The 26122-nt window shown below is 44.2% G+C and carries 23 protein-coding genes; 11 read left to right on the forward strand and 12 right to left on the reverse strand.

Annotated elements, in window-relative coordinates; genetic code table 11:
- Positions 1-107: 107 nt before the first annotated feature.
- From QH73_RS05380 to rsmI, 5 genes are all read right to left on the reverse strand, one after another.
- Positions 108-1049, reverse strand: a complete 942-nt coding sequence (locus QH73_RS05380; RefSeq protein WP_052290031.1) for a calcium-binding protein — start codon at positions 1047-1049, stop codon at positions 108-110.
- A 200-nt stretch (positions 1050-1249) separates the two neighbouring features.
- A complete protein-coding gene (locus QH73_RS05385; RefSeq protein ID WP_039715519.1) occupies positions 1250-2284 on the reverse strand; it encodes a cysteine hydrolase family protein in 1035 nt (344 codons plus the stop codon).
- Between the two features lie 322 nt (positions 2285-2606).
- On the reverse strand, positions 2607-3215 hold the full coding sequence (locus QH73_RS05390; protein WP_039715520.1) for a YqhA family protein: 609 nt from the start codon (positions 3213-3215) through the stop codon (positions 2607-2609).
- Positions 3216-3765: 550 nt separating this feature from the next.
- A complete protein-coding gene (locus QH73_RS05395) occupies positions 3766-5055 on the reverse strand; it encodes a bifunctional sterol desaturase/short chain dehydrogenase (RefSeq protein WP_039717435.1) in 1290 nt (429 codons plus the stop codon).
- A gap of 113 nt (positions 5056-5168) precedes the next feature.
- Positions 5169-6059 carry a 16S rRNA (cytidine(1402)-2'-O)-methyltransferase gene (gene rsmI, locus QH73_RS05400; protein ID WP_039715521.1) on the reverse strand — a complete coding sequence of 297 codons (891 nt, stop codon included), beginning with the start codon at positions 6057-6059 and terminating at the stop codon, positions 5169-5171.
- A gap of 282 nt (positions 6060-6341) precedes the next feature.
- Between rsmI and psbA the strand changes: the two genes are divergently transcribed.
- The gene (gene psbA / locus QH73_RS05405) at positions 6342-7427 is read left to right on the forward strand and encodes a photosynthetic reaction center family protein (protein WP_039715522.1); all 1086 of its coding nucleotides are present in this window, start codon (positions 6342-6344) and stop codon (positions 7425-7427) included.
- Positions 7424-7717, forward strand: a complete 294-nt coding sequence (locus QH73_RS05410; protein ID WP_039715523.1) for a DUF3288 family protein — start codon at positions 7424-7426, stop codon at positions 7715-7717. The genes psbA and QH73_RS05410 overlap by 4 nt, the downstream gene beginning before the upstream one ends.
- A 12-nt stretch (positions 7718-7729) precedes the next feature.
- On the opposite strand, the gene QH73_RS05415 is transcribed toward QH73_RS05410, so the two are convergent.
- The 4 genes from QH73_RS05415 to QH73_RS05430 form a co-directional block, all read right to left on the reverse strand.
- On the reverse strand, positions 7730-9127 hold the full coding sequence (locus tag QH73_RS05415; protein WP_132866669.1) for an MlaD family protein: 1398 nt from the start codon (positions 9125-9127) through the stop codon (positions 7730-7732).
- Positions 9128-9175: 48 nt separating this feature from the next.
- Entirely contained in the window at positions 9176-9958 is a 783-nt protein-coding gene (locus tag QH73_RS05420; RefSeq protein WP_039715525.1) for an ABC transporter ATP-binding protein, read from the reverse strand.
- A 284-nt stretch (positions 9959-10242) separates the two neighbouring features.
- On the reverse strand, positions 10243-10446 hold the full coding sequence (locus QH73_RS05425; RefSeq protein ID WP_039715526.1) for a hypothetical protein: 204 nt from the start codon (positions 10444-10446) through the stop codon (positions 10243-10245).
- The gene (locus QH73_RS05430; RefSeq protein ID WP_132866670.1) at positions 10436-10708 is read right to left on the reverse strand and encodes a hypothetical protein; all 273 of its coding nucleotides are present in this window, start codon (positions 10706-10708) and stop codon (positions 10436-10438) included. The genes QH73_RS05425 and QH73_RS05430 overlap by 11 nt, the downstream gene beginning before the upstream one ends.
- A 772-nt stretch (positions 10709-11480) precedes the next feature.
- Here QH73_RS05430 and QH73_RS05435 point away from each other — a divergent pair.
- The 5 genes from QH73_RS05435 (at position 11481) to QH73_RS05455 (ending at position 16441) form a co-directional block, all read left to right on the forward strand.
- Positions 11481-12995 (forward strand): phytoene desaturase family protein, encoded by a 1515-nt coding sequence (locus QH73_RS05435; protein ID WP_039715528.1) that lies wholly within the window; start codon positions 11481-11483, stop codon positions 12993-12995.
- 258 nt (positions 12996-13253) lie between these two features.
- Positions 13254-14792, forward strand: coding sequence for a flavin monoamine oxidase family protein (locus QH73_RS05440; RefSeq protein WP_039715529.1), 1539 nt, complete (start codon positions 13254-13256; stop codon positions 14790-14792).
- Between the two features lie 7 nt (positions 14793-14799).
- Positions 14800-15000 (forward strand): hypothetical protein, encoded by a 201-nt coding sequence (locus QH73_RS05445; protein WP_132866672.1) that lies wholly within the window; start codon positions 14800-14802, stop codon positions 14998-15000.
- 38 nt (positions 15001-15038) lie between these two features.
- Entirely contained in the window at positions 15039-15596 is a 558-nt protein-coding gene (locus QH73_RS05450; RefSeq protein WP_039715530.1) for a RidA family protein, read from the forward strand.
- Between the two features lie 209 nt (positions 15597-15805).
- Complete coding sequence (locus QH73_RS05455; protein ID WP_039715531.1) at positions 15806-16441, forward strand: hypothetical protein; 636 nt, start codon at positions 15806-15808, stop codon at positions 16439-16441.
- A 58-nt stretch (positions 16442-16499) separates the two neighbouring features.
- Here the strand turns inward: QH73_RS05455 and QH73_RS05460 are convergent, their stop codons facing one another.
- Positions 16500-18425 (reverse strand): WD40 domain-containing protein, encoded by a 1926-nt coding sequence (locus QH73_RS05460; RefSeq protein WP_052290032.1) that lies wholly within the window; start codon positions 18423-18425, stop codon positions 16500-16502.
- Positions 18426-18767: 342 nt separating this feature from the next.
- Positions 18768-18899: a hypothetical protein gene (locus QH73_RS28640; RefSeq protein WP_286194039.1), complete on the reverse strand. Its 132-nt coding sequence runs from the start codon at positions 18897-18899 to the stop codon at positions 18768-18770.
- Between the two features lie 382 nt (positions 18900-19281).
- On the opposite strand from QH73_RS28640, the gene QH73_RS05465 reads away from it, so the two are divergent.
- A complete protein-coding gene (locus QH73_RS05465) occupies positions 19282-22497 on the forward strand; it encodes a glycoside hydrolase family 15 protein (protein WP_039715532.1) in 3216 nt (1071 codons plus the stop codon).
- A gap of 25 nt (positions 22498-22522) precedes the next feature.
- Here QH73_RS05465 and QH73_RS05470 read toward each other — a convergent pair whose 3' ends face one another.
- Complete coding sequence (locus QH73_RS05470) at positions 22523-23359, reverse strand: DUF4351 domain-containing protein (RefSeq protein WP_039717437.1); 837 nt, start codon at positions 23357-23359, stop codon at positions 22523-22525.
- 124 nt (positions 23360-23483) lie between these two features.
- Between QH73_RS05470 and QH73_RS05475 the strand changes: the two genes are divergently transcribed.
- The 3 genes from QH73_RS05475 to QH73_RS05485 all read left to right on the forward strand — a co-directional run bounded on the left by QH73_RS05475 (position 23484) and on the right by QH73_RS05485 (position 26032).
- Positions 23484-24230: a sucrose-phosphate phosphatase gene (locus tag QH73_RS05475; RefSeq protein WP_039715533.1), complete on the forward strand. Its 747-nt coding sequence runs from the start codon at positions 23484-23486 to the stop codon at positions 24228-24230.
- Positions 24227-24856, forward strand: coding sequence for a Holliday junction branch migration protein RuvA (ruvA, locus tag QH73_RS05480; RefSeq protein ID WP_039715534.1), 630 nt, complete (start codon positions 24227-24229; stop codon positions 24854-24856). Before QH73_RS05475 ends, ruvA begins: the two co-directional genes overlap by 4 nt.
- A gap of 273 nt (positions 24857-25129) precedes the next feature.
- On the forward strand, positions 25130-26032 hold the full coding sequence (locus tag QH73_RS05485; protein ID WP_039715535.1) for an ABC transporter permease: 903 nt from the start codon (positions 25130-25132) through the stop codon (positions 26030-26032).
- Positions 26033-26122 lie beyond the last annotated feature (90 nt).

The raw sequence follows: 26122 nt of genomic DNA on the forward strand, positions 1-26122 counted from the left end.
GCGCGGACTAGTCAAGATCTTGGTTTTTGACTCGCACAGGCGGGTTGTGTCTGTATGGTTGCAATTTGTAGTTGTCAGATGTCGATCTGCTTTAGCGGCTTTAGATGCTAGGCAATAAATTGAAAGTAGGAATCAGAAAGACTGAGAGAGTCTGGAGAAACATTTTGCACGATCGCAATTAGCTCTGGCTTTGCACCGATATTGTTGGCAAATATTGCCGTTCCAGAGGGCAAACCGCTAGGAGATGCAGCCAAACTATATTCAACTGTGACTTCTTCTATACCAAAACCCCGCTGCTCTCTGACGAGCGAGATTTTATCTTGGCTTTTGTCGAAGTCAGCGATCGCACCATAATCGCCATTACCAGCCACCGTATAGAAAGAGCCGAATGCGCGTCCTGCCAGCGTGCCACCAAAAACGAAGTTATCTGCACCGTCGCCACCTCTAAGTATATCGATTGACGATGTGAAGCGATCGGAACCAGCCGAACCAGAGGACGGTACATCATTCAATCCAATCCCAAGCAGGGTATCGTTGCCATCTTCGCCGAATAATCGATCGTTGCCAGATCCTCCATTCAAGTTATCATTGCCATCCGCGCCATATAAAATGTCGTCTTGCGTGCCTCCATATAAGCTGTCGTTACCATCTTCCCCGTACAATTGGTCGTTGCCTTCTCCGCTCCACAAACTATCGTTATCGTCTCCGCCGAAAAGCTTGGTTCCGCCAAATAAAGCATCGTTACCATCTCCACCGTAACTTTCAAAGCTGCCAAATATTCTGTCAGCACCTTCTCCACCAAATATCCTGTCTTGCCCAGTGCCGCTAAATATGATGTCATCACCTTCTCCGCCGTAGATCTCGTCATCACCACCATTACCTTGAATGAAGTCAATTCCACCTAAACCATAGATGATGTCGTTTTCATCTGTACCGTTTAAGCCGTCGTCAGCGTTTGTACCTGTAATGACTGCCATGTCTCGCTCCTTGAAAGAATATGTTTTGTGGTAGACGATCGCCCCGTACAGCACTTGAGCAGCCAGACGCACGCTAATGTTGCAGATGTTCAGCTACAACATCAGCAAAAACTTACCAGCAGTCAAGTGGATTGCTGGTGGATATACATTGAACTACTAAGTACTTGCGCGTTTCGATATGTGAGTGTATCGTTTCAATAATATGAACTTATACATCCCTGAAAGAAGTTTATTAAATCTGATGTAATTGCGGCTTTAAATTATACATAAGTTTAAATTGACCAATTAGCGATCGCCAAAGGTTGTGTTGATTTCACGATCTGCATTCCAGCATCAGCAAACCTTTGAAAAGCCGCGTTTGCTGGTTCGGTATAGTCAACTACACCAGGCACGACAACAGCAGAAGTACAATCTTCTAATAAATAAACTTTCTTAGCCAGACTCGGATCGACTTGCTGAATTTCAGTTAATAAATCATCTACTGTCCAAGCAACACAATGGCTTTTAGCCTGTCCTGCAATAATGACAGCATCAAATTCTAATAGTTGTTGAATTAATCGAGAATTCTTTTGAGCAATTGGTTTGCCGTCTGCGCCGTCAAGAACTTCAGGACGCAAAACGGAATAGTTTTCTGTTAATGGATTATTACCTTTAATTTCAAATTGAGTTTGACTATCGCGGGCAATACAATGGAAAAATACTGCTTCTTCTACCGCAGAAACTAAAGCATGACCGATGCCACCTAACATAGAATGATAAGACCAAACTGTGAGGGGATATTTGCCATGCTGACTCAGTTGTTTGACGTAGTGGAAGGCATGTCTTTGGAGCGTATTATAGTCTAATTTCAAACTATAAGCCACAGCAGGATTAACTTGCCAAACCCCTTGTTCGATATCTGTAGGCGTAATATTTGTTGCAGATGGCGTTGGATGTTCTCCATCTTGGTTAACCCAAAAGATTGGATGAAAAATCTGCATTGCTGTGTGAGTATCTAGTGTTGGTGCGATCGCGCTAATCGTCCCTAAATTACGATAAATAAATTCACAAAGTCTCCGATTATCTTCGACTGCCCCAGTACCGGATTGTCCGCCCACAAATAATTCAAAATCGGGAATGCAAAAAGTATTCTGTACGTCAATTAGTAGCAAACAAACTTGAGTTTTGTCTACTGAAGCTGGTTTGATTTGATATTTTTTTGCCCACTCTCGCGCCGCTGCTGCCTGTTGTTGGTAAGGGACGCGCCAGACTTCGCCAACTTTCTCTGGTGCAAAATGAGGGGGAATTGGTAATTGGGTGGTAATCATGGGATTTTGTTCTTTGGGCGAATAGAAGCTAGATCTGCGGGCGAATAGAATTCGCGCCTACACAGGCAAAACCCGCCTGCGCAGGTTCAAACCGTTAGCCTCATGCGCTGTTTCTATTATGGTATTATTTACCATTATTATCATAAATTACATCTTTGAGTACCACAAAATTATCATCCGCGTACCCCACGAAGAGATTGAACCCAGATCCAAATTTATTTGCGGATCTGGGTTCAAAGTTTTTTCACTTGTAAATTATCCTCTACAAGTTTGCAATTGTAGGAGCTATACGGTTACTAAGAGCGATCGTTGGAACACAACACTAACTAGCACGGCGATCGGATTGTGGATTAATTGATGTAATATTTTGTAGATGCTCTGCTGAATCTTGATGTCTATGTAAAACATGTTTGATAACTTTTTCGGTTTTATAAACCTCATCTTCAGCTTGAAGCTTTTTCTTCGCACTATGCGATAAATTAGTAAAAACTGCCAAGGCAACAGTTACCATAGATATTGCTGCACCATAGGATAGCAAATTGCTATCATTATGCACCACCGCCACAAGAAACTGAACGGCTATCACAGCTATGACTGACTTAATGAGTTTTTCTTTGAGGTCATCCAGATTGCGAATTGACAACCAACTTGGAAGTTTTAAACCACCAATAAATAGCTCGTACAAACCCAGACCACAAATCAAAATTACAGTAGCTAAGAGCATGATATCAACTATCTCAATAAAGCTAATAGCAGTTTTGAAAAGGGTGGCTTTGGGGACTTTTCCAAGCGTGAGGGTTTTACTCAAAAGCTCAAGAATAACAAACAAAGTTTGTTTCGCACTATAGATCATCAATACCAATGCTGCTAAGACATTAGATAATGCAGGCAGAAACATGATATATCTTGCAGAAGCTAGTAGCTGACGCATGAAGAAATCTCCTCGATCGTTTTATGAAAAATACAAAATTCTTGATTTTTCTCAGTCAAATGCAATTTGAAGTTCTACAGGTGTAATCAGTCCTAACTTTTCAAAGGGAGTAGGGAGTAGGGAGCAGGGAACCTATGCTTAAAAGCATAGGATTGAAGTAAGGAATAATTATGTTGAGATACGTAGTACGAAACATAATTATTTGTTTTTTAGTGAGTTTTAAACACACACAGGAAGTTTGTCCACGTACACCCTGCTCCCTACTCCCTTATCTCTGCTCCCTGTTTGGTAAACAATCAAAGGTTCTTTGCACTAATTCAAGATTAAATCTAAGTAGGTGACAAACTTGGGGTAAAAAAGTATTGGATGAGATACAAGATCTGTAGGGGCGCTTTCTCTGTGCGCCCCTACGAATGTATTCCATCATAATGAGAATCGCTACAAACAGAGTCATCTACCTGTAGAGGCGAGAACCAGCATTAGAAAGATTACAGGTTCCCTACTCCAGCTACAGGATTGACAAAGAATTCACGGATTAAAATTTTTCGATCTATCGTTCGATCCCTGCTTTAATTTTTGCTGACTCAGAGCGATCGCCCGACTGTAATAAACTACTAGAACGGCTAAACAACCGGAAATAGAGCGAAACAAAAAATTCTTTTAACGGAAATAGGATGTAAGTCAAAGGATTGATTGTCACGATAATATTGCGAACATCGCGCTGAGCTAGGGCAATAATTTGTTTCGCAACGCGATCGCCATTCATAATTCCAATTGGATTTAAGTTACTTTTGAATGGACCTAAAATCAACTTGCGGATGACACAAGGAGCATCTAACCGCCGTAAAGTCATTAAATCGCCTAAAGTTCGTTTGGAAAGCTCGTATAAGGGACTAACAGCAGGGCTAACTTCAGCTTCCGATGTATTGATCCAGACTTCCTTTGTGGCAATATCTTCGTTAGTACGAACTGTGGCGAGAAACATTTCCATCAGTCGCCAAGCGGAGAAAGTGTTAACCTCATAAGATTTAGCGATCGCATCTGGCGTTCTTTCCCCATGTACGTTGATGCCATGATTGAGGATTAAAATATCAACTTTTTCTAACAACTGGGATAATTCGGCTTCTTGCCCTACCTGCCACGATACAGTTTTAACTGCTAGGGTTTTACCGTCAAAGCTTAGCGTCACGGGTTCGGGTTTAGAACTCAGGGCAATAACTTTTGCCCCTGCTTGGTGGAGGTGTAATAATAGCGATCGCCCCAGCGTTCCCGATGCCCCTGTCACCGCGATCGTTTTTCCTTTCAGTGCTAATGCTGTACCCATAAGCTTATCTACCAAAGTAAAAGTACCGCAGAAGTAGGCATCGTCATCATCAAAGTGATGTCGCCAGTGATAGGTGCGATTCACAAACCAGCGTGCCGGAGGGGAAGTAAACGCACCAGGCATATGAGTTAAATCTGTCGCTTCCCTTGCCCATTCGCTACCGCTACCACGGGCGATACAACTGACTAAAAACATCATTGTATAGGCAGTTCCCGCCAAGGCTGCCCACTGATATGCGGGTGTTTGCCAGTAGCAGAGATACCACGCACCGAAGGAAAGTAGCAGCATCACCAAGCATTCCGGCAAGTCATTATGCCACTGGGCTTTGCAATAAATGTCGGCACTCGCAAAAGTCAAGTCTCGGCGAAAGACGCGATGATGCCAGACGTGCTGCCGATATAAAAATGGCACTCGATGCGATAAGACGTGATACGCATCCCGCACGAGTTCTACCCAGAGGATAGATCCGACTATCCATGCCGTGCATGTCACGGTGGCAGCGAAAACGGACATCATAAATCTTTCAAACCCCTCACACTTGAGACTACAGCGCTTGAAGGCGCTCATAGGATTAGTTTAGACCAATAGCTCCAGCTAGCTACAGGTAGGTGCGATATTTAGATGCGGCTTTATTCGTTCTGGATGTCTGGTGTCGGTGATGCAGACAGGGGTAAATTCGGAATAGCTAAAGCCAACTGATAAATTTCCTGGCGCGATAAAGACGTAGCTTTTGCTAACTGACGGCTAGCCTGCGATCGCGATACTCCTGCTAAAAGCAATTTTTGCAATTCTGCCTGAATTTCTGTTTCCGATAGCTGGGGTTTCACCAATTCCATTCCCGCTACGACTAAAGTGTATTCTCCTTGGGGTTCTTTTTGTTGATAATGGACGATCGCCCCTTCAATTTGCCCCCGCCAGAATTCTTCGTGTAACTTCGTCAGTTCTCGCGCCAAAACGATTTGTCTTTCTGCCCCAAATACCGTAGCTAAATCTTGTAAAGTTTGACGCAAGCGATGCGGAGCTTCGTATAAAATTATCGTGCGGGATTCTGTTTGTAAAAACTCTAGGCGATCGCGTCTGGGTTTGCCCTTAGCTGGCAAAAACCCCTCAAACACAAACCGATCTGTAGGTAAACCCGCCGCACTCAAAGCTGTAACTACAGCACTCGCACCAGGAATTGGGACAACGGTGATCTCTGCCTCGACGCAAGCTTGGACTAACTCATACCCAGGATCGGAGATCCCCGGCATTCCGGCATCTGTCACTAAAGCGATCGCTTTACCTGTTTGTAACTGAGCGATAATTTCGGGAATGCGGCTGTTACGGTTGTGTTCGTGATAACTCAGTTGTGGTGTTTTAATTTGAAAATGATGCAATAACTTCCCCGTGTGGCGAGTATCCTCCGCCGCGATCGCATCTACCGACTGCAAGATCCGCACTGCCCGAAAGCTAATATCTTCTAAATTACCAATTGGCGTTCCAACTACGTATAGCGTCCCTGGTTTTGGTTCAGTCACGATCTGCGTCTATTTACAGCTCTATTTATTTTTTGCCTTTCTGACAGCCGTTTTAAAGATATTTAACTAAAATTCTAACAGCCAGCAAATTTTTTCTAAAATTGACTCAGAAAGTTGTACGGTCTTAAAAATCAATTTGCTCGGATGCTAAAACAGCGATCGCGTGTAGAAGGTCGTTTGCCCTACAGCATCAGTTTTTTTTCAACGCGCAAGGAATCTAAATCAGTCAACAGTGGCAGAGGATAGCATCTATCTCTTCAGATAGATTTTCGCCAGGAGGACGTTATGAACACTATTGTTCAACGGCGACCGGAATTAGAAATTGCCAAAGTATGGAATCGATTTTGCGAGTGGGTAACAAGTACTGACAATCGAATTTATATTGGTTGGTTTGGCGTACTGATGATTCCCACCCTATTAGCAGCCAGCATTTGTTTTATGCTTGCCTTTGCGATCGCCCCATCTGTCGATTTAGATGGCATTAGAGAGCCTGTCGTCGGTTCGCTGATGGGTGGAAATAACTTAATTACAGCCGCAGTCATACCAACTTCAGCGGCGATCGCGTTGCACTTTTACCCGATTTGGGAAGCCGCATCTGTGGATGAATGGCTTTACAACGGCGGTCCCTACCAACTGATCGTGCTTCACTTTCTCATCGGCGTGTGGTGTTACTTGGGACGACTGTGGGAAGTGAGCTATCGCTTGGGTATGCGTCCTTGGACTGCTGTAGCTTTCTCTGCGCCAGCCGCCGCAGCCACAGCAGTATTGCTGGTCTATCCCATCGGTCAGGGTAGCTTTGCCGATGGACTTCCTTTGGGAATTGCTGGCACGTTCAATTTTATGTTGGCAGTCCAAGCAGACCACAACATTCTCATGCATCCTTTCCACATGTTAGGGGTAGCGGGAGTTTTTGGTGGCGCGCTTTTGAGTTCTTTGCACGGTTCTCTGGTAGCTTCTACCCTCATCCGCCAAACTCAGGAGCATGAATCTGTCAATGCGGGATATAAATTAGGTCAGTCGCAGATGACATATCACTACTTGGCAGGACACTATGGTTTTCTAGGACGGCTTTTAGTTCCTTGGTTTGCTAGTAGAAATCATCGCGCTTTTCACTTTCTCCTAGCTGCCTTGCCTACAGTAGGAATCTGGTTTGCTACTGCGGGAATTTGTAGTGTAGCGTTCAATTTAAATGGCTTTAACTTCAACCACTCGATTCTCGACAGTAGCGGTCGAGTTGTCAGAACAGAAGCAGATCTGTTGAACCGTGCCAACTTGGGAATTCAAGCGATGCACGCAGTTAATACCCACCATTTCCCGAATATCATAGCTGGAGGTGGAATACAGCCCATAAACATTGCGTCTATTCTATGAGTGCCAATTCAGAAACCAAAGACCAACAACATCCTTTGTACAGACGCGATCGCGCGATCGTCGATCGCCTGCAAACCGATCCCGTCAGCGATTACAATTTGGCAGAACTAGCACGACTGCGAATTCGTTATCGCGGCTTCCCTGGAGCTAGAGACATCCAATCGGACTTAGACGCAATAATGCAGAGATGGAATTTAACGGAAGATAGTTTATACGAAAAAACCCGCCAAATTCACGCCACTAGCTCCATCTACCAAAATGCAGTCAGAGACGCAGAAGATTGGAGCTGATTAGCCTTGACTTTACTTGTCCTGTTTTACACTTTCCTTGAGTTTCAGCAACCATTGGGGAGTCTCTGAACGAGGGGTGAGGAGTGAGTGGCTAGTGGCTAGTGGCTGGTGACTAGAATTGCTGCCTTGTCTCTCTTGTCCCCAACTCCCGACTCCTGACTCCCGTACGGGCGGGTTGACAAACCCGCCCCTACCGACTCCCGCAATTCCCCCTTGTCCCCCAAAGACTGCTGACTCCCTCACGCTATCGAGCGTATTAGCGACTTGCACTTGCTGTTCTACCTGCTGTGTAGAAGAGACTAAACCACTCAAGCCTTCGATCAGTTCACGAATGCTGTCCCGAAATGAAGGATCTCCCGTGAGTTCGTCCAAGTCGGAGGTAATTTTCTGGGCGTTTTGAAATGTCACCCGCGCCGAATCTAAAGTTTGTTGTAGTGCCAAAACGTTACTAGGACTATTTAGCGCTTTTGAAGCATCGCGTAAATTAGTTGAAGCTTCAGCAGCATTGGCTGTGAGAGTTTCTAAATTTTCTATCAGTTGTCCTTGGGTAACGCGGTTAACTGTGGGTGTGAGAGTTTCGACGCTAGAACGGAGTTGTTTGCTTGTTTGGGTGAGATTGTCTAAAGTAGCGACGAGGGAAGTACGATTTTCAGTGACGAGACGATTGAGATTAGCAATTAAATTGTTTGCTTGTTCTGCTGTCAATCGCACTTGGTTGGCTGTGGCTCCAAATTGACTGGCGGTTTTATTTGTCGTGGCTGTAATTCGATCGGCTGTAACTGCAAGGTTGTCTAGCTGCTGTCGTGTCGATTTGGTTAATGTCGTAAGTTCGCGAGTCAGTCGAGACACATCGGCGGCGACAATTGAAGTGTTTTCGATCGCCGCATTAATATTTTCATAGAGTTCTTGATTGCTGTAGACGCTAGCAAAGCGGGTAGTAAAGCGAATTAATTCGTCGGTGCTAACGCCAATTTCACCAGTGAGACGGGAACCATTGCAGACAATTAAAGCGCGATCGCATTTCGGATCGAGCGCTCTAGCAGTCACTTGTTCTGCTGGGACTTCTCTTTGAGGTGTAATATCGACGCTCACTTCACCCAAAAACCCCGATTGGTTAGCTTCGATGATTGCATCGCGGGCAATTACAACGTTGGCTGGAGAAACTTCAACAGTCACTTCTACGCCGTTGACTCGCGGACGAATACTGGCAATTCTACCGACTGTTACCCCCCGATATCTTACCGCTGCTCCTTCTAGTAAACCGTTGACTCTAGGAAACTCAACTGTAAAACTGTAGCTTCTCTCACCCACAGTTAAGCCTCTAATCCATAGGAAGACGGCAATAAATATTCCCATTCCTAGCAATAACAATAAACCCACCGAACCTTCTCTTACTGCACGCGATCGCATCGTTTTCTCCTCGATTCACTGACTCAGATGCACTGTATTGCACCCCTGCTAACCAATTACCTGAATTGGTCCTTCTACTTTGCCACTGAAAAACTGCCGCACCATTGGATGATCTGTCTTGTTGATATCATCCACCGTTCCCTCCCACTGTAATTTACCTTGATAGAGAAAAATAATGCGATCGGCTGTACGGCGGATGGTACTGTCTTGATGGGTGACGATCGCGTAGGTGTTACAAACTCCTGCCAAGCATTGCAACTGACGAATCAAGTCTTCAATCACAGTAGAAGCAATTGGATCGAGTCCCGCCGTCGGTTCGTCATAAAGTAAAACTTCCGATCGATCTTTGGGGTTGTCGGGGTTAGAAATAATCGCGCGGGCAAAACTCACCCGCTTGCGCATCCCTCCCGATAACTCTGCCGGATAGCGATCGCCAATTCCTGGTAAACCCACCATTTCTAAGCTGCGGTTGACTAATTCTCGAATCCGCTTACGCGATAGTCGGCTGTGTTGGTATAAGAAAAAGCCGACATTTTCTTCTACCGTCAGCGAGTCAAACAAAGCCGCTTGCTGAAACACCATCCCAATCCCGATTGGGTCTGCTTTATCTTCAATTAAGCCTTCTCGCATCTGTCCTTTGACGTAAATTTCTCCCTCGTCAGGAGTCAATAATCCTGCTAACAACCGGAGAATTGTCGATTTTCCCGTACCGGAAGGACCGATAATCGCTAAAGCCTCTCCCTTATAGATCGTCAGGTCGACTCGATCTAAAACCAGGTTGCTACCAAATGATTTACTTACACCTTTGAGTTCGATTATTGGCTCAGCCATCAGCAGATTGTGAAGTTATAGCGGCTAGTTTCACTGTTCGGTTGTATTTCCACAGTTTAGTCCATTACCTCACTCGCAGCAGTTTTAGAGTTTTGGTCTTTTCCGATCTATTGTGGCTTATTTTTATTCAAACTTTTATTGCAGTCCAAGTGTACCCGACTATTTGTCTAGGTTAGCGCGATCTTTGTTATACCATTTTGCAACTGAAGCAGCAGGAGAGCTTTACCACACCTCTCTTTGTAAACTTTTGTTAATAAGATTCTCAGCATACTAAGCAAATTTATTTATTCTTTAATATTTTCTAGAATACTCTTCGCTTGTTCTAATAAAAATGCACTACGCTTGAGGGCAAAAATAATTCCACGTTGTATTCTCCATTTTGTAGTAAATATATTTACTTGATTAACGAAAAGTATAAATCCTGGAACTCCTACAACTGCACGAAAAAATAGAATATTACCAAAAACCTGTGTGAAGTCACCTACCATTAAAAGTGCTGAAAGAACGGAAACCAGAGATTAATATTGGCAAAAATGAAATATAAACTTCGCCTTCTGCTTGTCTTTCATCTATTAAATTTTTTATTTCTGCCAAAACGAAATCTAAAGTTGAACTATGAGCGATCGAGCATAATTCATTAATAACCACTAAATCATTTTTAGCTCTTTGCTTATTTGTTTCTAGAAATCTGTGAGCTAGTTCTAGTTTTTCTTCTTTGGATGTTTCCCGTTTTATAAAGTCTTTACACAACCTGAACAGCCAAAGGAGAAGTCACATTATTACTAAAATAATCATGGGGATTCTACGGCTGATTAAAATTGCTACCAAAATTCCAAAAAAAATAAATGGAACTGTTTTTTTTAGGCAGGTTTCACCTATTATTCGTCTCAAAATATCACAAATTAACGTTTTTAAAAAAACGTAATTGTTTAGAGAACTTTGTAATCCTTTGAATGGACTTTGAGTTGGTATCTATTTGAATGCGTCTTGAGGGCAAGATATCGAATAAAATCTCGTAGCGACTGATTAATAGATCGTATACGAACAATGATTCTTGTTTTATTGTATCAATTTCAAATTCTAAGTTTTTTCTATCAATTTCAAATTCTAATTTTCGATTTTTCATAAACTCACTCCGAATAAAGTTCACATTCACAAAACTAGTTTTTGCTAGAATATGGTGTTCTGTAGAGCGCTTATACGACCAAAGCTGAAATCTTGCATCTGCTGCAATACCCGCCCGCGAATACAATTCACAGGCTGATAGCAAAAAACCAATGAAATGGGTTAAAGTCTGTCTGCTAGTCTACTTTAGTGGACTTCAGCTATCAGCCATAAACTTAAGTTTATGGCGAGTTTCACCTATAATGCTGCAAGATATATGTCAAGAATACATATGGTTAAAATGCTTCGTCCTTTTAGTTAGGAAAAATTAGAATTAACTCTTATTTGCTCCATAAGTAGTAGAACCATTTGAAAATAGCCGACCGCTATAGTATATCGAAGTAATACAGGTTAACAAATGAGCGATCGCAATATAGATGTCATTGTCATTGGTAGCGGTATAGGTGGCTTGACTGCTGCTGCTTTATTATCTCGATATGGCAAAAGAGTCACTGTCTGTGAAAGTCATACCATAGCTGGGGGTGCAGCCCATAGTTTCTCTCGCCAGGGATTCCATTTCGATTCCGGTCCCTCCTTCTACTGCGGTTTAAACGACTCCCACAGCCGCAATCCCCTGCGTCAAGTCTTGAATATTTTAGAAGAAGCTCTCCCAGCTATACCCTACGATCCTTTAGGACACTACCATTTTCCCGAAGGGACTTTACCCGTATACAGCCAACAGGAACGCTACCTAGAAGCAGTAGGGCAATTTACCACCCAAGGAGCAAAAGAATTAGAACGATTTATTCACCGCTTGCTACCCCTGTACGACACTTTACAGGGCATTCCCACAATATTATTACGGGCTGATTGGCAACTGATCCCCACTTTAATCGGTCGTTGCTTGCCCTCATTAATTAAAATGCTACCCCACTTGGGTTTAGTCCAAAGCTCGGTGGGACAACTGATGGATCGAGAAGTGAGCGATCGCTGGGTGAGGCGACTCATTGACTTAGAATGTTTTCTACTATCGGGTTTAAAAGCACATGGAACGATCGCCCCAGAAGTTGCTTTTATGTTAGGCGAACGTTCTCGCGCTGGGGTAGAGTATCCAATTGGGGGTAGTGGGGCGATCGTCGAAGCTTTAGTACGCGGGTTGAAACGCTGGGGTGGTGAGTTAAGTTTGGGCTGTCATGTCGAGCAAATTTTGGTGGAATCTGGCAGAGTTACGGGCGTGCGCTTGCGGCGGGGAGAAATCCTTCATGCACCAATTGTGATTTCCAACGCTTCAATTTGGGATACCTACAGCAAATTATTACAACCGCAAGATTTACCCGCATCCTATCGACAGACAGCTTTAGCCACCCCAGCCGTAGATAGTTTCATGCACCTGCATTTGGGGATTAAAGCCGAGGGTTTGGACAATTTAACCGGACATCACGTCGTCGTACACAATGCAGAACAAGATATTACGACTCCTGGTAACACCTGCATGATTTCCATTCCTTCAGTATGGGATGCTTCTCTTGCACCCCCAGGACATCATGTGGTTCACGCCTATACTTTAGAACCGCACGAAAATTGGCAAAGGGATAATAACTATCAAGAACGGAAAAAAGAGCGATCTCAATCTTTGTATCGTGCTTTAGAAAGAGTCATTCCAGATATTAGACAAAGGGTAGTATTAGAACTGATCGGTACGCCACTAACTCACGCGCATTATTTACGAAGATATCAGGGAACTTATGGAGCGGCGATCGCTGCTAACCAAGGTATGTTTCCCAGTACCCATACCCCGATTTCTGGATTATATCGTGTTGGCGACAGTACTATGCCTGGAATTGGCGTGCCTGCTGTAGCGGCTTCAGGAATTTTATGTGCTAATACTTTAGTTCAACCGCAGCAGACAACAGAATTGCTGAATAATCAGTAGCTAAAAATACCGCGATCGCGGACGGTTACAAAACTCATTTTTCTGCAAAGTAGTAGTTACAAAACTCATTATTATTACAAATCGAACTGTTATCGTAAATACACTCTTCGGCTGTTATTCGCCATATTTTGAGTCATGTCGCAAAAATTACGCTGCAACCAGTATTTACTCGCTCTCATACAGTTTTGCAGCGCAAATGATGTATAAATAACATCTTTTTGCCCATTTTCCGTGCAGCCAAATAATTGAGGATTGGACGTGAGAAGAAGAGACTTTATCACGAGGCTTGCTGCGTCTGCTGGGACGACCTATGCAGTTATGCAAGCTTTGGATTTGATTGAAAAACCAGCCACAGCACAAAAATCACCGTTTCAACTTCAACGTCGAGGAGGTAGTAAAAGTATTATCATTCTCGGTGCTGGTTTGGGTGGCATGACGTGTGCTTATGAATTGAGCAAAGTCGGCTACCAATGCAAAATTTTAGAAGCTAGAGAACGTTCAGGGGGGCGTTGCTGGACAGTTCGCACTGGAGATAAATTCACCGATACTTTAGGTCAGACCCAGACGATCAGATTCGATCGCGGACTGTATTTCAACCCTGGTCCCGCTCGGATTCCCTACCATCACGTCACGATCGACTACTGCAAAGAACTGGGAGTTCCGTTAGAAGTCATAGTCAATCTCAGCCGCCAGCAATATATTTATCGTGAAAACGCAGGTTCGTTATCCGGTCGCAAGGTTCACGCTCGCGAAGCGATCGCCGATATACGGGGATACATTTCCGAACTCTTAGCAAAGGCGATTAGTAAAGATGCCATAGATGCACCTCTGACCGTAGAAGATAAGGAGAAAATGATTGAATTTCTCCGAACCTACGGTGGTTTAAACCCAGACTTGTTTTACAAAGGTTCCAGCCGACGCGGTTACTCCACGTATCAAGGAGCGGGTGATGCGCCTGGAGTCGTTGACGATCCTTACGACTTGAGTGCGTTATTGGAATTGGGCTTTGCTGGGAACGAATCTTTTGAATTTGGTTTCAACCAGCAAATGACAATGTTTGAGCCTGTAGGAGGAATGGACGCGATCGCCAAAGCTTTTGAAAAGCAGGTAGGACGATTCATTACTTACGGCGCAGTGGTGACAGAAATTCGCAAGACTCCCGATGGCGTGCAAATTTTGTACAAAGATAAATCGGGTAATGTCAAGCAAGAAACAGCCGACTACTGTATCTGTAATATTCCTCTATCAGTACTGAAAGATATTCCCTCTGATTTCGCTCCCGACATGAAAGAAGCGATCGCCAGCGTGGAATATGCCGTCACGGGCAAAAGTGCGTTACAGTTCAACCGCCGTTTCTGGGAAGATGACGAAGACATCTTCGGTGGTATCACTCAAACTGACCAGGACATCACTCAGATCTGGTATCCCTCAACGGGTTATCTATCCCAAAAAGGCGTGGTCTTGGGCTACTACAACTTTGGTTCAACGGCAGAAAAAGTAGGAACCCTCGCCCCCGCAGACCGCGTAGCTTTGTCATTAGAACAAGGGAGTAAGATTCACCCGCAATACAACAATCACTTTGAGAAAGGCTTCTCGCTGTTTTGGTCAACAGTACCTTACAGCATAGGTGGATGGGCAGAATACACCACTGATGTCAGAACAACATACTATCCGCGACTGAATCAACCAGATGGCAACATCTATTTGTGCGGCGAACATCTCAGCTATCTCACAGGTTGGATGGCTGGTGCTTTTGAATCCGCCCGTCTCGTCTCTACACAGATTGCGACTCTATGAGTGGTGCGTGGTGCGCGATCGCGATTTTATTGACATTTTCCTATCTCCCGTACGGGCAGGTTTTGAACCTAGATTGATTGTCTTGGGCATGAATTTTTCGCTAAACCCCTCCTCAGAAACTCCCGTACGGGCGGGTTTTGAACCTAGATTGATTGTCTTTGGCATGAATTTTTCGCTAAACCCGCCCCTACGAATGCTTGACTTTTGATTTTCGATCGTTACCCAAAAATTACCCAAAAATTATCTATGAAACGTTTCATCAATCGGTTTGGTAAAATTGGTGCTTTGTTGCTGCTAGGAATTTGTATTTGCTTTATCAGCTTGTATGCTTTTGGTATCGATCTTCAAGCTGTAGCCAAACCAACTTCACCAGAAAAAGTCGTTTTTTACGGTACGCCAACATCTTCAATTGCTTCAGCCGTCGCCGTACCGGAAGACCAAGCTTACTATTGGACGAGTGGCACAGTCCCACCAGTGATTAATCCCGATGCTCCACTGCGGACGCGCGATCGCTATGGCGATACGAAAACTCAGGCGATCGGTATTCTAGAACGAATTCAAGCTTTGTTGGCAGATGTGAACCTGAAATTATCTGATGTGGTCTATCTGCGCGTTTATCTGGTGGCAGATCCCGCAATGGATAATCAAGTCGATTACCAGGGTTGGTTTGACGCTTACGCTCAATTTTTCAACAATCCAGAAAATCCAGTCAAAACAGCTCGTTCTACCCTGGCTGTGGCTGGTTTGGTCGATCCTGGTTGGTTAATTGAAATTGAAGCCGTCGCTGTTTATCCCAAACATTAAGAATTCGGAATTCGGAATTCGGAATTAAATTCAGGAGTTACGCACTTGAATGTTATGTTGTCATTCTGAGCGCAGCGAAGAATCTCTCAGATGCTTCACTGGCGTTTGGCACGACATCAACTGCGTAAGTCCACACAATTGGGTAGCAATTTAGCGGTAGAGTAACTCAAGTAGCGTTAAAGCGAATTTGTATACATCAGGCTGTAGCTATGAGTCATAGCAAAATTTTGGGTACGGTATTTATTTTAGGTAGTTGGGCGATCGCAATCTCTCCTGTAACAGCTAATCCAGTACAGGTTGTAGACTTTACACGCAATTCCCAGACCCTACAAAGTAGTCAGTCCAAGCAAGTTGATTTTACCGTCAACATCACTCGTCCCCAATCTTTTGCCGAGCTAATACAACAAGCGGAGATCGTAGCCGCAAACTTGACCCGACTAGGATTTCAAGAAAACTCCAAGTTGCGCGAAATGTCCGTCCGTATTTTTGGCGAACGTAACGGACAAGAAGCACCTCTATTGTTTGCCAAAGTTTCTCGCTTCGACTGGCAAAAGCAACCGCAAATTCAAAACTGGAGCCAATATTTTACGAGTTCTGGTGTACTACTCGGTCTAATAGAAGTCGAACAGCAGCCCTCGTCACCTACGTCTACCGCACCGACTTTCCGTCCCTCCACTCCCCCAACCTCCTCGACTCCTTCAATCTCCACTCCCCCAGTTCCCATTCCTACGCCGCCTACGGTAAGACCATCAAGCAATACATCTCCACCTGCTAATAGTTTGCCCCCAGTTAATTCGCCCCCAGGTGGAGCCAGCCTAGAAGAAGAAGATCCCGGTTATAGGTAGATTAGTTATCAGTGGCTAGTGGCTAGTGGCTGGTGGCTAGTGGCTAGTTGTAATAACCTCACTGTCCTAACTTAATTTCCCCTGCTTTATCTGCACTAGCGAGGGTTTTACCATCGGGACTTATAGCTACTGCATAAACATCTTCATCGTGCTTACTTAAAGTATTGAGCAGATCGCCCGATCGCGGATTCCATAATTTGATGGAATGGTCTTCTGCACCGCTAATTAGTACTTGTCCGTCCGCTCGAAAAGCCAGAGAATTAATATGGTCTGAATGCCCTTTCAAAGTATGTAATAAATCTCCAGTCTGTAAATTCCACAACCGAATTGTGTTATCGTTTCCACCACTGGCAACTATATTTCCATCGGGACTCATGGCGATCGCAATGACTCGACTAGTATGCCCTTGTAGCGTGCTGAGTAATTGTCCCGTGTTTAAATTCCAAACTCTGACTAGATTGTCTGCACCACCACTGACGATCGTGTAACCATTGGGACTAATTGCTACGGCACGAACTGCACTTGTATGTCTGCTCAAAGTTCGCAGTAAAACTCCCGTACTTAAATCCCAAACTTTAATCGTGCGATCGCTACTACCGCTGACAATATGTTTATCATCGGGACTCACAGCCACAGCACGAACTGCATCTGTATGTCCCCGCAAGGTACGGATCGGTTCCCCGGTTTGCAAATTCCAAACTTTAATCGTGCGATCGCTACTACCACTAATTAATTTATCTCCACCAGGATCGATCGCTACCGACCAAATTGCGCCTGCATGAGCATCAGAAATTGTCCGAATTAATTCTCCAGTTTTTAAACTCCACAACTTAATTGCGCGATCGTTACCACAGCTAGCTAAAATTTGACTGTCAGGACTAAAAGCCAGCGACCAAACAGTATTGACATGTTCGAGTACCGTCGGCACTTGATGATTATATGTCGTGTCTGCGGCAATAGTTTCGCTCATGGATAGCTGGCGCAAATCTTGCCAGCGAGTTGCACCATAAGCTATTCCTAATATTGCCAAAACTGTGAGTGTAACTGCCCCCAACCAAGATTTTGGTTGGAGTTGAACGCGATCGTCTTCTACCGTTTTTTCCTGCATTTCGCTAGTTAAAACTGCTACCGTACTCTGACGGTCTGCCTCCCAATCTGTACCTCCATCGTCTGTACCTCTACTCTGAGCTGCGATCGCTGTATTAAGCATTGCATTTTCCAACCACCAAAGCGCCGTTCTTCTAATGGTCGCTTTAGCTAAAAAAATCTGCTGCGGATCGTCAAATGCGTGTATATTTGGTGCTAAATTTGTCGAAGTTTCTCCTAGTCTTCTCCTAATATACTGATGCATTTCTGCTACAGAAATTGTGCGATCGCGATCTAAATCTGCTGCGCCAGTTTCAATTCCTTCTACTAAATAATGAGTATATGTTGAGAGTTCAAATCCCTTATGAGAACATTCTGTTGCTGTATTTCCAGCCGTCAATATTACCCTACCTATTCCTCCTAACTGCTGTTGGAGATTGCCCATCATGGGATTTTGCGTCCATCCGTCTACAAAAGTAGAATTGTCGGCGCAGCAATCGAGAATGAGAATCTGTTGTTCTGCCGGACTTTCATTCATGATGTTTTTGACTAGATTGGCTGGAATTGCAGTCGGGGCAACCAGTTCTCCGTTTGGATTTTTACAAGTTAAGCGAGTGGGAAAATAAAATCTATCATAGCGATCGCTGACGTAATGACCGGAGAAATATAACAATACTAAGTCATCTGGTTGGCGTGTCTGGGCGTTAAATAAAGTCGCGATCGCGACTTGCATTGTCAGCGGATCGGGATTTTTGAGAACTTTTACCTCTGTAAAACCACCCATTTCTGGATCTTGTAAGACCCGTTGCATTGCTACCAAGTCCTTTCCGACCCCAGGTAGCCAGTTAAAACCAGGTCCGTAATCGCTTACGCCGATCAGCAATGCCACTCTAGCCATTGGTGACTTCCTCCCTGATGTCCTGTAGATGCGTCGCCACCAGTCCCTACACGAATTTCCAGTGTTTTTTCATACAAGCCCATGAAAGCTTGATGCTACCTCTATAATTTTAAAGATAAAGTAAAGTAATTTTTATTCAACAGCAAAAATATAGTTTGTTATGTCATTCTCGAAGTCAGGCTTTTTAGTATTTTTTAATACACAAGTAGATAGTCAGCTACTAGATTCAGACTGTTCGTACCTACTTCTAGAGGAAGATTTATGTTTGTATAATTAATTCCTGAATATTAGAAAGCCGATGCTCGCCTTCTTTGAATTCACTTACAACATTGAGATGATTTTCTATTGACTGCGACGCAAGGAACCATCTGCATATAGTTGCAGCGGGACTAGTTCAACTTTGCCATCAATCGTAACTTTGCTGTAGACAATTTTTACCAGAGGAGATTGTTGTTGATTGTATAAAAGTGCCATATCGATTACCTGCCTGTCGATCCGGTAAAACCAACGGTATAATAAAAGACAATACTAAGTTACGTATCCAGTAAAAATACTGGTAGTGCTGTAGCTTAGAGTCGTTAAAGATTTTGCAAAGAGCCGCGATCGCAGAATAGGGATTTGAAGAAGATTACAATAAACTTTCGTTTGATAGTGGCGATAACTTCGTTCAGCTTCGCTAACGCGATTCAGTGGTACGGTGAGATTTCCAGTAGAATACGAACAAAATCATAAATTAGCTTATCGTTCTTCTACTCAAGCTCATCTATACCTAAAGAATGAAATGTAGCTATCTTTGCTTCTCTATTGATAGCTTCAAGACGCAACCGCCCGATTCCCGAAACAGTCAAACTTCAGTATGTATAAAACTGCCGCTCAGTTACCAGCGCGACTGGATTATTATTACCATCAGATTAAAACAATTATTTTATCTCGGCAAAATCCGATTTCTGGCTTGTTGCCTGCCAGTACTGCCATCACCGCCCACGGAGATTATACCGATGCCTGGGTACGAGATAACGTCTACAGTATTTTAGCGGTTTGGGGTCTGGCGCTAGCATATCGTAAAGTCGATCCCGACAAGGGACGCACCTACGAACTAGAACACAGCGTTGTGAAGCTGATGCGAGGCTTGTTATTTGCGATGATGCGCCAAGCCACCAAAGTAGAAAGCTTTAAACACAGCCAAGCTGCCCTAGATGCCTTGCACGCCAAGTACAATACTCAAACGGGTGATATTGTCGTCGGCGATGGTGAATGGGGACATCTACAACTCGATGCCACTTCTCTATTTTTATTGATGCTGGCACAAATGACGGCTTCGGGGTTGCACATCGTCTACACCATCGACGAAGTCAACTTCGTGCAAAATTTGGTTTATTACATCGGACGCACCTACCGTACCCCAGACTTTGGGATTTGGGAACGGGGAAACAAAATCAATCACGGAAATGCTGAACTGAATGCTAGTTCTGTGGGAATGGCAAAAGCCGCCTTAGAAGCCATGAACGGACTAGATTTATTTGGAGTTGGCGGAAGTCAAGCATCGGTGATTCACGTTTTACCCGATGAAATTGCCCGCGCCCGCATTACGTTAGAAAATTTGTTACCGAGGGAATCTGCGTCTAAAGAGGTTGATGCAGCTGTATTAAGCGTTATCGGTTATCCTGCCTTTGCCGTAGAGGATCGACGCTTGCTAGAACGCACCCGCAATGACATTATTACTAAACTCCAAGGCAAATACGGTTGCAAGCGATTTTTACGTGACGGACATCAAACGGTGTTGGAAGACCCCAACCGCCTGCATTACGAACCGCGGGAACTGAAGCAATTTGAACATATTGAATGCGAGTGGCCCTTATTTTTCACCTATTTGTTACTAGATGGAATATTTCGAGGCGATCGCACCCAAATTCAAGCATACCAGGAACGCTTGGAAAAGATTGTCGTAGAACGAGACGGCGTGAAACTATTGCCAGAGTTGTACTACGTCCCACAAGAAAACATTGCCGCAGAAAGGGCAAATCCTCAGACTCAAACTCGCCTACCAAATGAGAATGTCCCCTTAGTTTGGGCGCAAAGCCTGTATTTTCTCGGTCAAATGTTGAGTGAAGGGCTGATATCAATCGGTGATATCGATCCTTTAGGGAAACATTTAAACATCGGTCGTCGCCAAGAAGCAATGGTACAAATTGCCTTACTTGCAGAAGATGAAGATTTACAAGCAAAACTAGCAGTTTACGGCATTGAAACCCAAACGCCGTCACAAGTAGAACCAATTCAAGTCCGCCAAACCGGAGAACTATCGACTGTCTACACCCAAATTGGACGTAACGACAAATTAGGCTTGACAGGAAGACCAATTAGGCGCTTGCGGAGTTTAACGACTGCGAGAATCTTTCGGATTCGGGATGAAACCGTGGTGTTTCTACCTTCTTTTCTCGATCCCCAGCAATTTTATCTCACCCTCGATTACCACTTTTTAGTCGCACGATTTAAGAGCGAACTTGCATACATTAAACATCATTGGAGCGATTTAGGGCGACCGACGGTAACGCTGATGTTAACCCATACCATGCTAGAAACGGAGAAAGAGGCGTTATTACCGTTGATGGAGGAACTCAGAAGCGGTATTTGCAACAGCGTTCACGTTAAGCTGGGACGGTTGCAACAGTTGATGCTAACGGCAAAAACAGAACGGATTGATTTCTTGCATGAGTTAGATTTTACTCCCCTAGCAGTTAACAAGACCGCACAACGCAACTATTACTTGACGTTTCATCCCGAAAAAAACCTACCTTTAGGGATTACCCAAGAATTTCAGCTAGAATGCGAAACCAATCTCAGTCTCCTATTAGGACAATTACGGGCTTCGGAAAATCTCTACGAGCAAATTGAGTTATTGCAGACATTGTATCGCTTGCGCGGCTTAGATTTTGATAGTGGTTTTGGCGGACATGGAAAACGGGTAACAGTTGCCGATTTATTGGATGAAGTCTATACCAAGGCGGGAAATTCGTGCTTGTGGACAATTGTACGCCGCGCCGCCGGACTGCGACGGATGATAGATGTGTCGCTTTCAGATGAAGTGACATCAATTCTAGTCAGACAAAAACAAATTGCCGTAGGTAAGTCGTACAGCGAGGCTTCCTTGATTAACCAACCAATGTCCAATCAAGAAATTGGGGAAAAAATCGACCAGTTTTGTGGCGAAGATATTCGCGATCGCGTTTTAACCCAAGAAATGCTTAACTATTTAGGGGTATTGATTCGTACAGAACCCCACTTATTTAAGGGATTGCTGACATTGCGGGTTGGTTATTTAATTTTATTAATTACCAGCGAGTTAGGACAAGAATTAGGGCTAACTCAAGATGAAGCCTACGAACATTTGATGCAACTATCCCCATTTGAAGTGAAAATGCGCCTGCGCCAAGTTTTAATTGGTTATGAGGGGATGAATCAAGTCTTGCGTCAACGAGAATCGTTACACGTCAAACAGCCAGAAAGCGATATTGAATGGGTAGTATTGCCTGAAGCTACAGACGAAGGTTTCGTTCCCTTAAGTGGTTGGCAACAGCAGCGACACTGGGATGGGGCAATGAACCGCGTTCCTCAAGACTTTTTCCAACGAGTTTGGCGGTTAATGAAACACTCTAAAGGCGTGATTATTGGCGATAAATTAGAACGCCGCAATCGTTTGGATAGCGAATTGATTTTAGCAGAAATGACATCAGGAGAGAAAAACTTTGCCCTGCGAGTCGAGCATTTACTGAATAAAATTGAAGCTCCAGAATATCGACAAGTTAATATTGAAACACTCATGGAATTAGCAGCAATTTGCGATCGCAATCCGAATTTACAAATCGAAGAATATATTGTACTAGATGTATTAATCGGTCATGCCGTGCGTTTGGCTTGGTTAGAACGTTTCCCCGAAAAAGCAGACCGTTACGATGAATTTAAAGCATCTGCATGGCGGGCTTTTTACAATTCCTCACCCAGAGAATGCGCTAGTGCTGTCGTGAAGGCATTCCGATTCTTATCCGAATTTGGGCAATCTCAAGCAGCATAGCGACAGAGGGCAGAGGGCAGATTTGTTAGCCTCCTTGACTCTGCAACCAGTTAGTCAAATCATCAGAATTAGAAAAATCTAATAGTGCTTCTGCTAAATTTTCTAACTGAGTAGTAGTTAAGCTTCGCAAGCGTTCTTGGACTTCAGATTCTATCGTCCCAAGGCGACGGGTAAGCAGGCGCAATACAACTGCTAACTCGCCTTCCTGCTTGCCTTGTTGTATGCCCTTTTGAATAATGTCTTGATAAATTACGGATTCCCGCATAATTTCCTCTCGAAATAGTTGTTGAATTAAATCCTGCTCAAATCGCAATCCTGCTAGTAGCTGTACGCAAGCCGAGACATTTTGCTTTCGCTCTGATAATTCAATATTATCTACTTGGGTTGCAACTTGCTCTAATAAAGCTCTGGGTGAGTTCGCCTGTGCTAAAACCGCTAGTGGTAGTAGGGCATTGTCTGCTAATAATAGAGTAGGGTCTTGCTCCCACATTCTGATAACTCGGTAGCGATGGCGGGTGTTAGGCGCAGAGAACTGTTCGATGAATGCTGATTCTGAAGTTGTGGACTTTAGAAAAATGACAACTTGCTCTACTGGACAGCGATATTGCCGATACAGTCTTACCCAATAATCTAGCATTCTCAGAGGAATTGGTGGCTCGGAGTCAGGTAGAGTTTGAAATTCTATATGTAAGATTTGATTGGTTGTTTGCAAGAGAGTGACAGCATCAGCGCGAATCGGTTCAAGACTCAATTCGGTTTTGAGGACTTGGATTTCTGTAGATACTGGTTCTGAAAATAACCAACGGACAAAACTAGCTGGATATTGCTCGGCTAAATATTTACAAATATTGTCGTAATTCAAAGCCATTTACACTTTTATTGCCCTTTCTATTGTGTCAGAACTCGGATCGATACTTGTAGCGGATAGGATCGATCGCCACTTAGTCCTAAACTATTTGATGGAGTAGCTGGTATAAGAGGTAGTCGTGGAATTTCTGTTCGTAACCGACTTAGATAACACCCTCGTAGGTGACGATCGCGCCCTATCAGAACTGAACCAAAAACTCAGTTACCATCGCCACGTACACGGCACGAAGATTGTCTATGCTACAGGGCGATCGCCCATACTATATCAAGAATTGCAACAGGAAAAAAATTTGATCTCCCCCGATGCGTTGGTTGCGTCAGTGGGGACGGAAATCTATCTTAACGGGATCGATAACCCTTATACTGCTTGGTCGGAACAACTCGATCTAGGCTGGGATCGCGATAAAATTTTAGCGATCGCCGCTCATTTTGCCGATTTGACGCTACAAGCAGATTCAGAACAGCGTCCCTATAAAGTTAGCTTTCACTTGGCTCGAACTGTAGCAGCAGAACTATTACCTCAACTAGAATCTACCTTGAAACAGCAAGGCTTAGAAGTCAAATTAATCTACAGCACCGGAACCGATTTAGATATTCTGCCCTTACGCGGCGACAAAGGCTTAGCCGTCAAGTTTTTACGTTCAACTTGGAAAGTTTCCCCAGAAAAAACAGTCGTGTGCGGCGACTCTGGTAACGATATTTCCATGTTCGCCACCAGGGAAACCAAAGGAATTATCGTCGGTAATGCCAGTTCTGAATTACTAGAATGGCACGAAGCCAATCCAGGTGGCGATCGCTACTTAGCCCAAGCCCCCTGTGCAGGTGGTATCCTAGAGGGCTTAGGTCATTTCGGTTTTTTGGGATGATTAGCTATCTCAAGGGTACAGTTGCCAGCATTGTCAAAAGTAGCAGCAATCGCGTCATCCTGATTCTAGAGGTGAACGCTTGCGGCTATGAAATGCAAATTCCCACCCGACTATCGCAGGAATTAACTGCTGGCGAACAGACGCAAATCTTTACCCATCTCCAAGTGCGGGAAGAACAGCCATCACTGTATGGTTTTGGTTCTAGCGTACAACGAGACTTATTTCGCTTGTTGATCGGCGTTAGCGGCATTGGTGCAGCACTGGCGATCGCTTTGTTAGATACTTTTGATATCAACGATTTAGTACAGGCGATCGTCAGCAACAATACCCAACTTCTGCTACAAACCCCTGGTGTGGGTGGCAAAACTGCCGAACGCATTTGTTTAGAACTGAAAAGCAAATTAGTCAGTTGGAGTCAAACAGTTGGACTTGCCACAACGACAGCCGCCATACCCTTAGCCCCAAATATTTTAGAAGAAGTGCAAGCCGCACTCCTCGCCGTCGGCTACAGCCCCAGCGAAATTTCTCAAGCATTAACAGCCGTCAGTCAAAACGCCCTCGTACCAAAAAACGCCAGCCCTGAAGAATGGATGAAACAGGCAATGACTTGGTTGAGTAGCCAATAAAGTAAGTCAAAAGTCAAAAGGCAAAAGTCAAAAGAATGGAACCCTGTTGGCGATCTCTTTATGGCTAATATTCAGGAAGTAGCGAGCTTTCGAGCAAATGAAGAACTCATGGTACAAGCGCGAACTTGTCGTAAATTGAATTGTCCTAGTTCATCCGCTGTTTGCTATAAATGCGTAACAGCACAAGTTTCAAAATTTTGACTTTTGACTTTTAACTTTTGACTTATTTTTAGGTAACAATAGTCTGCGTATCGCTCCTGGTAGGGTAATTGCATGAGTGTGGCAAAACGTCAACTTCCCAGATTGATTCGATTTTCTGGTCGTCCTAGTCTATCTTTACAACTAACAGCGATTGGCTTGGCGATTACCCTAATTTTCTTAGGCATAGCAATACTCGCTCCTGTATTTCAAGCTTGGGGGTGGATTCAAAACCCTACAGAGTCGCTGATTAACCCAATTCACGATCCACCTTCGCTCAAATATTTATTTGGTACGACGCGCCAAGGTTATGACGTATTTTCACGCACGCTATACGGCACTCAAGCGGCGTTGCAAGTGGTGGTATTAGCCACAGCCTTTGGTTTAATTATTGGCGTACCTTTAGGTTTAGTCAGTGGCTATCTCGGTGGCAGACTCGATCGCATATTGTTATTTTTCATGGATACGATCTACACGCTACCAGGACTGTTACTTTCGGTAACGCTAGCCTTTGTCGTGGGTAGAGGAATATTAAACGCCGCGATCGCCATCAGTATCGCCTATATTCCCCAATATTACCGCGTCGTCCGCAACCACACCGTTAGCGTCAAAACCGAATTATTTGTCGAAGCTGCCCAAGCTATGGGAGCCTCCACCGGAAGAATTCTGACTCGATACCTCTTTCTCAACGTCGTGCAGAGCGTACCAGTATTATTCACTCTCAATGCTGCCGATGCCATTTTAACGCTGGGTGGCTTAGGATTCTTAGGTTTAGGACTACCAGAAGAAACACCAGAATGGGGTCACGATCTGCGTCTTGCCCTCGAAGCACTGCCAACCGGAGTATGGTGGACGGCGCTTTTTCCTGGCTTAGGCATGACACTAATGGTTGTAGGATTGTCTTTACTGGGTGAAGGTTTAAACGAATTTATCAACCCCCGCCTGCGAAAAGATAGCTGGAGTCAAACACCACCATGATGAAGTCGTAAGTCGTAAGTCGTAAGTCGTAAGTCGTAAGTCAGAAGTATTTCAAGCGCCACTCACTACACCCCACACCCCACACCCCAC

The sequence above is a fragment of the Scytonema millei VB511283 genome, assembly GCF_000817735.3.
GTDB lineage: Bacteria > Cyanobacteriota > Cyanobacteriia > Cyanobacteriales > Chroococcidiopsidaceae > Chroococcidiopsis > Chroococcidiopsis millei_B.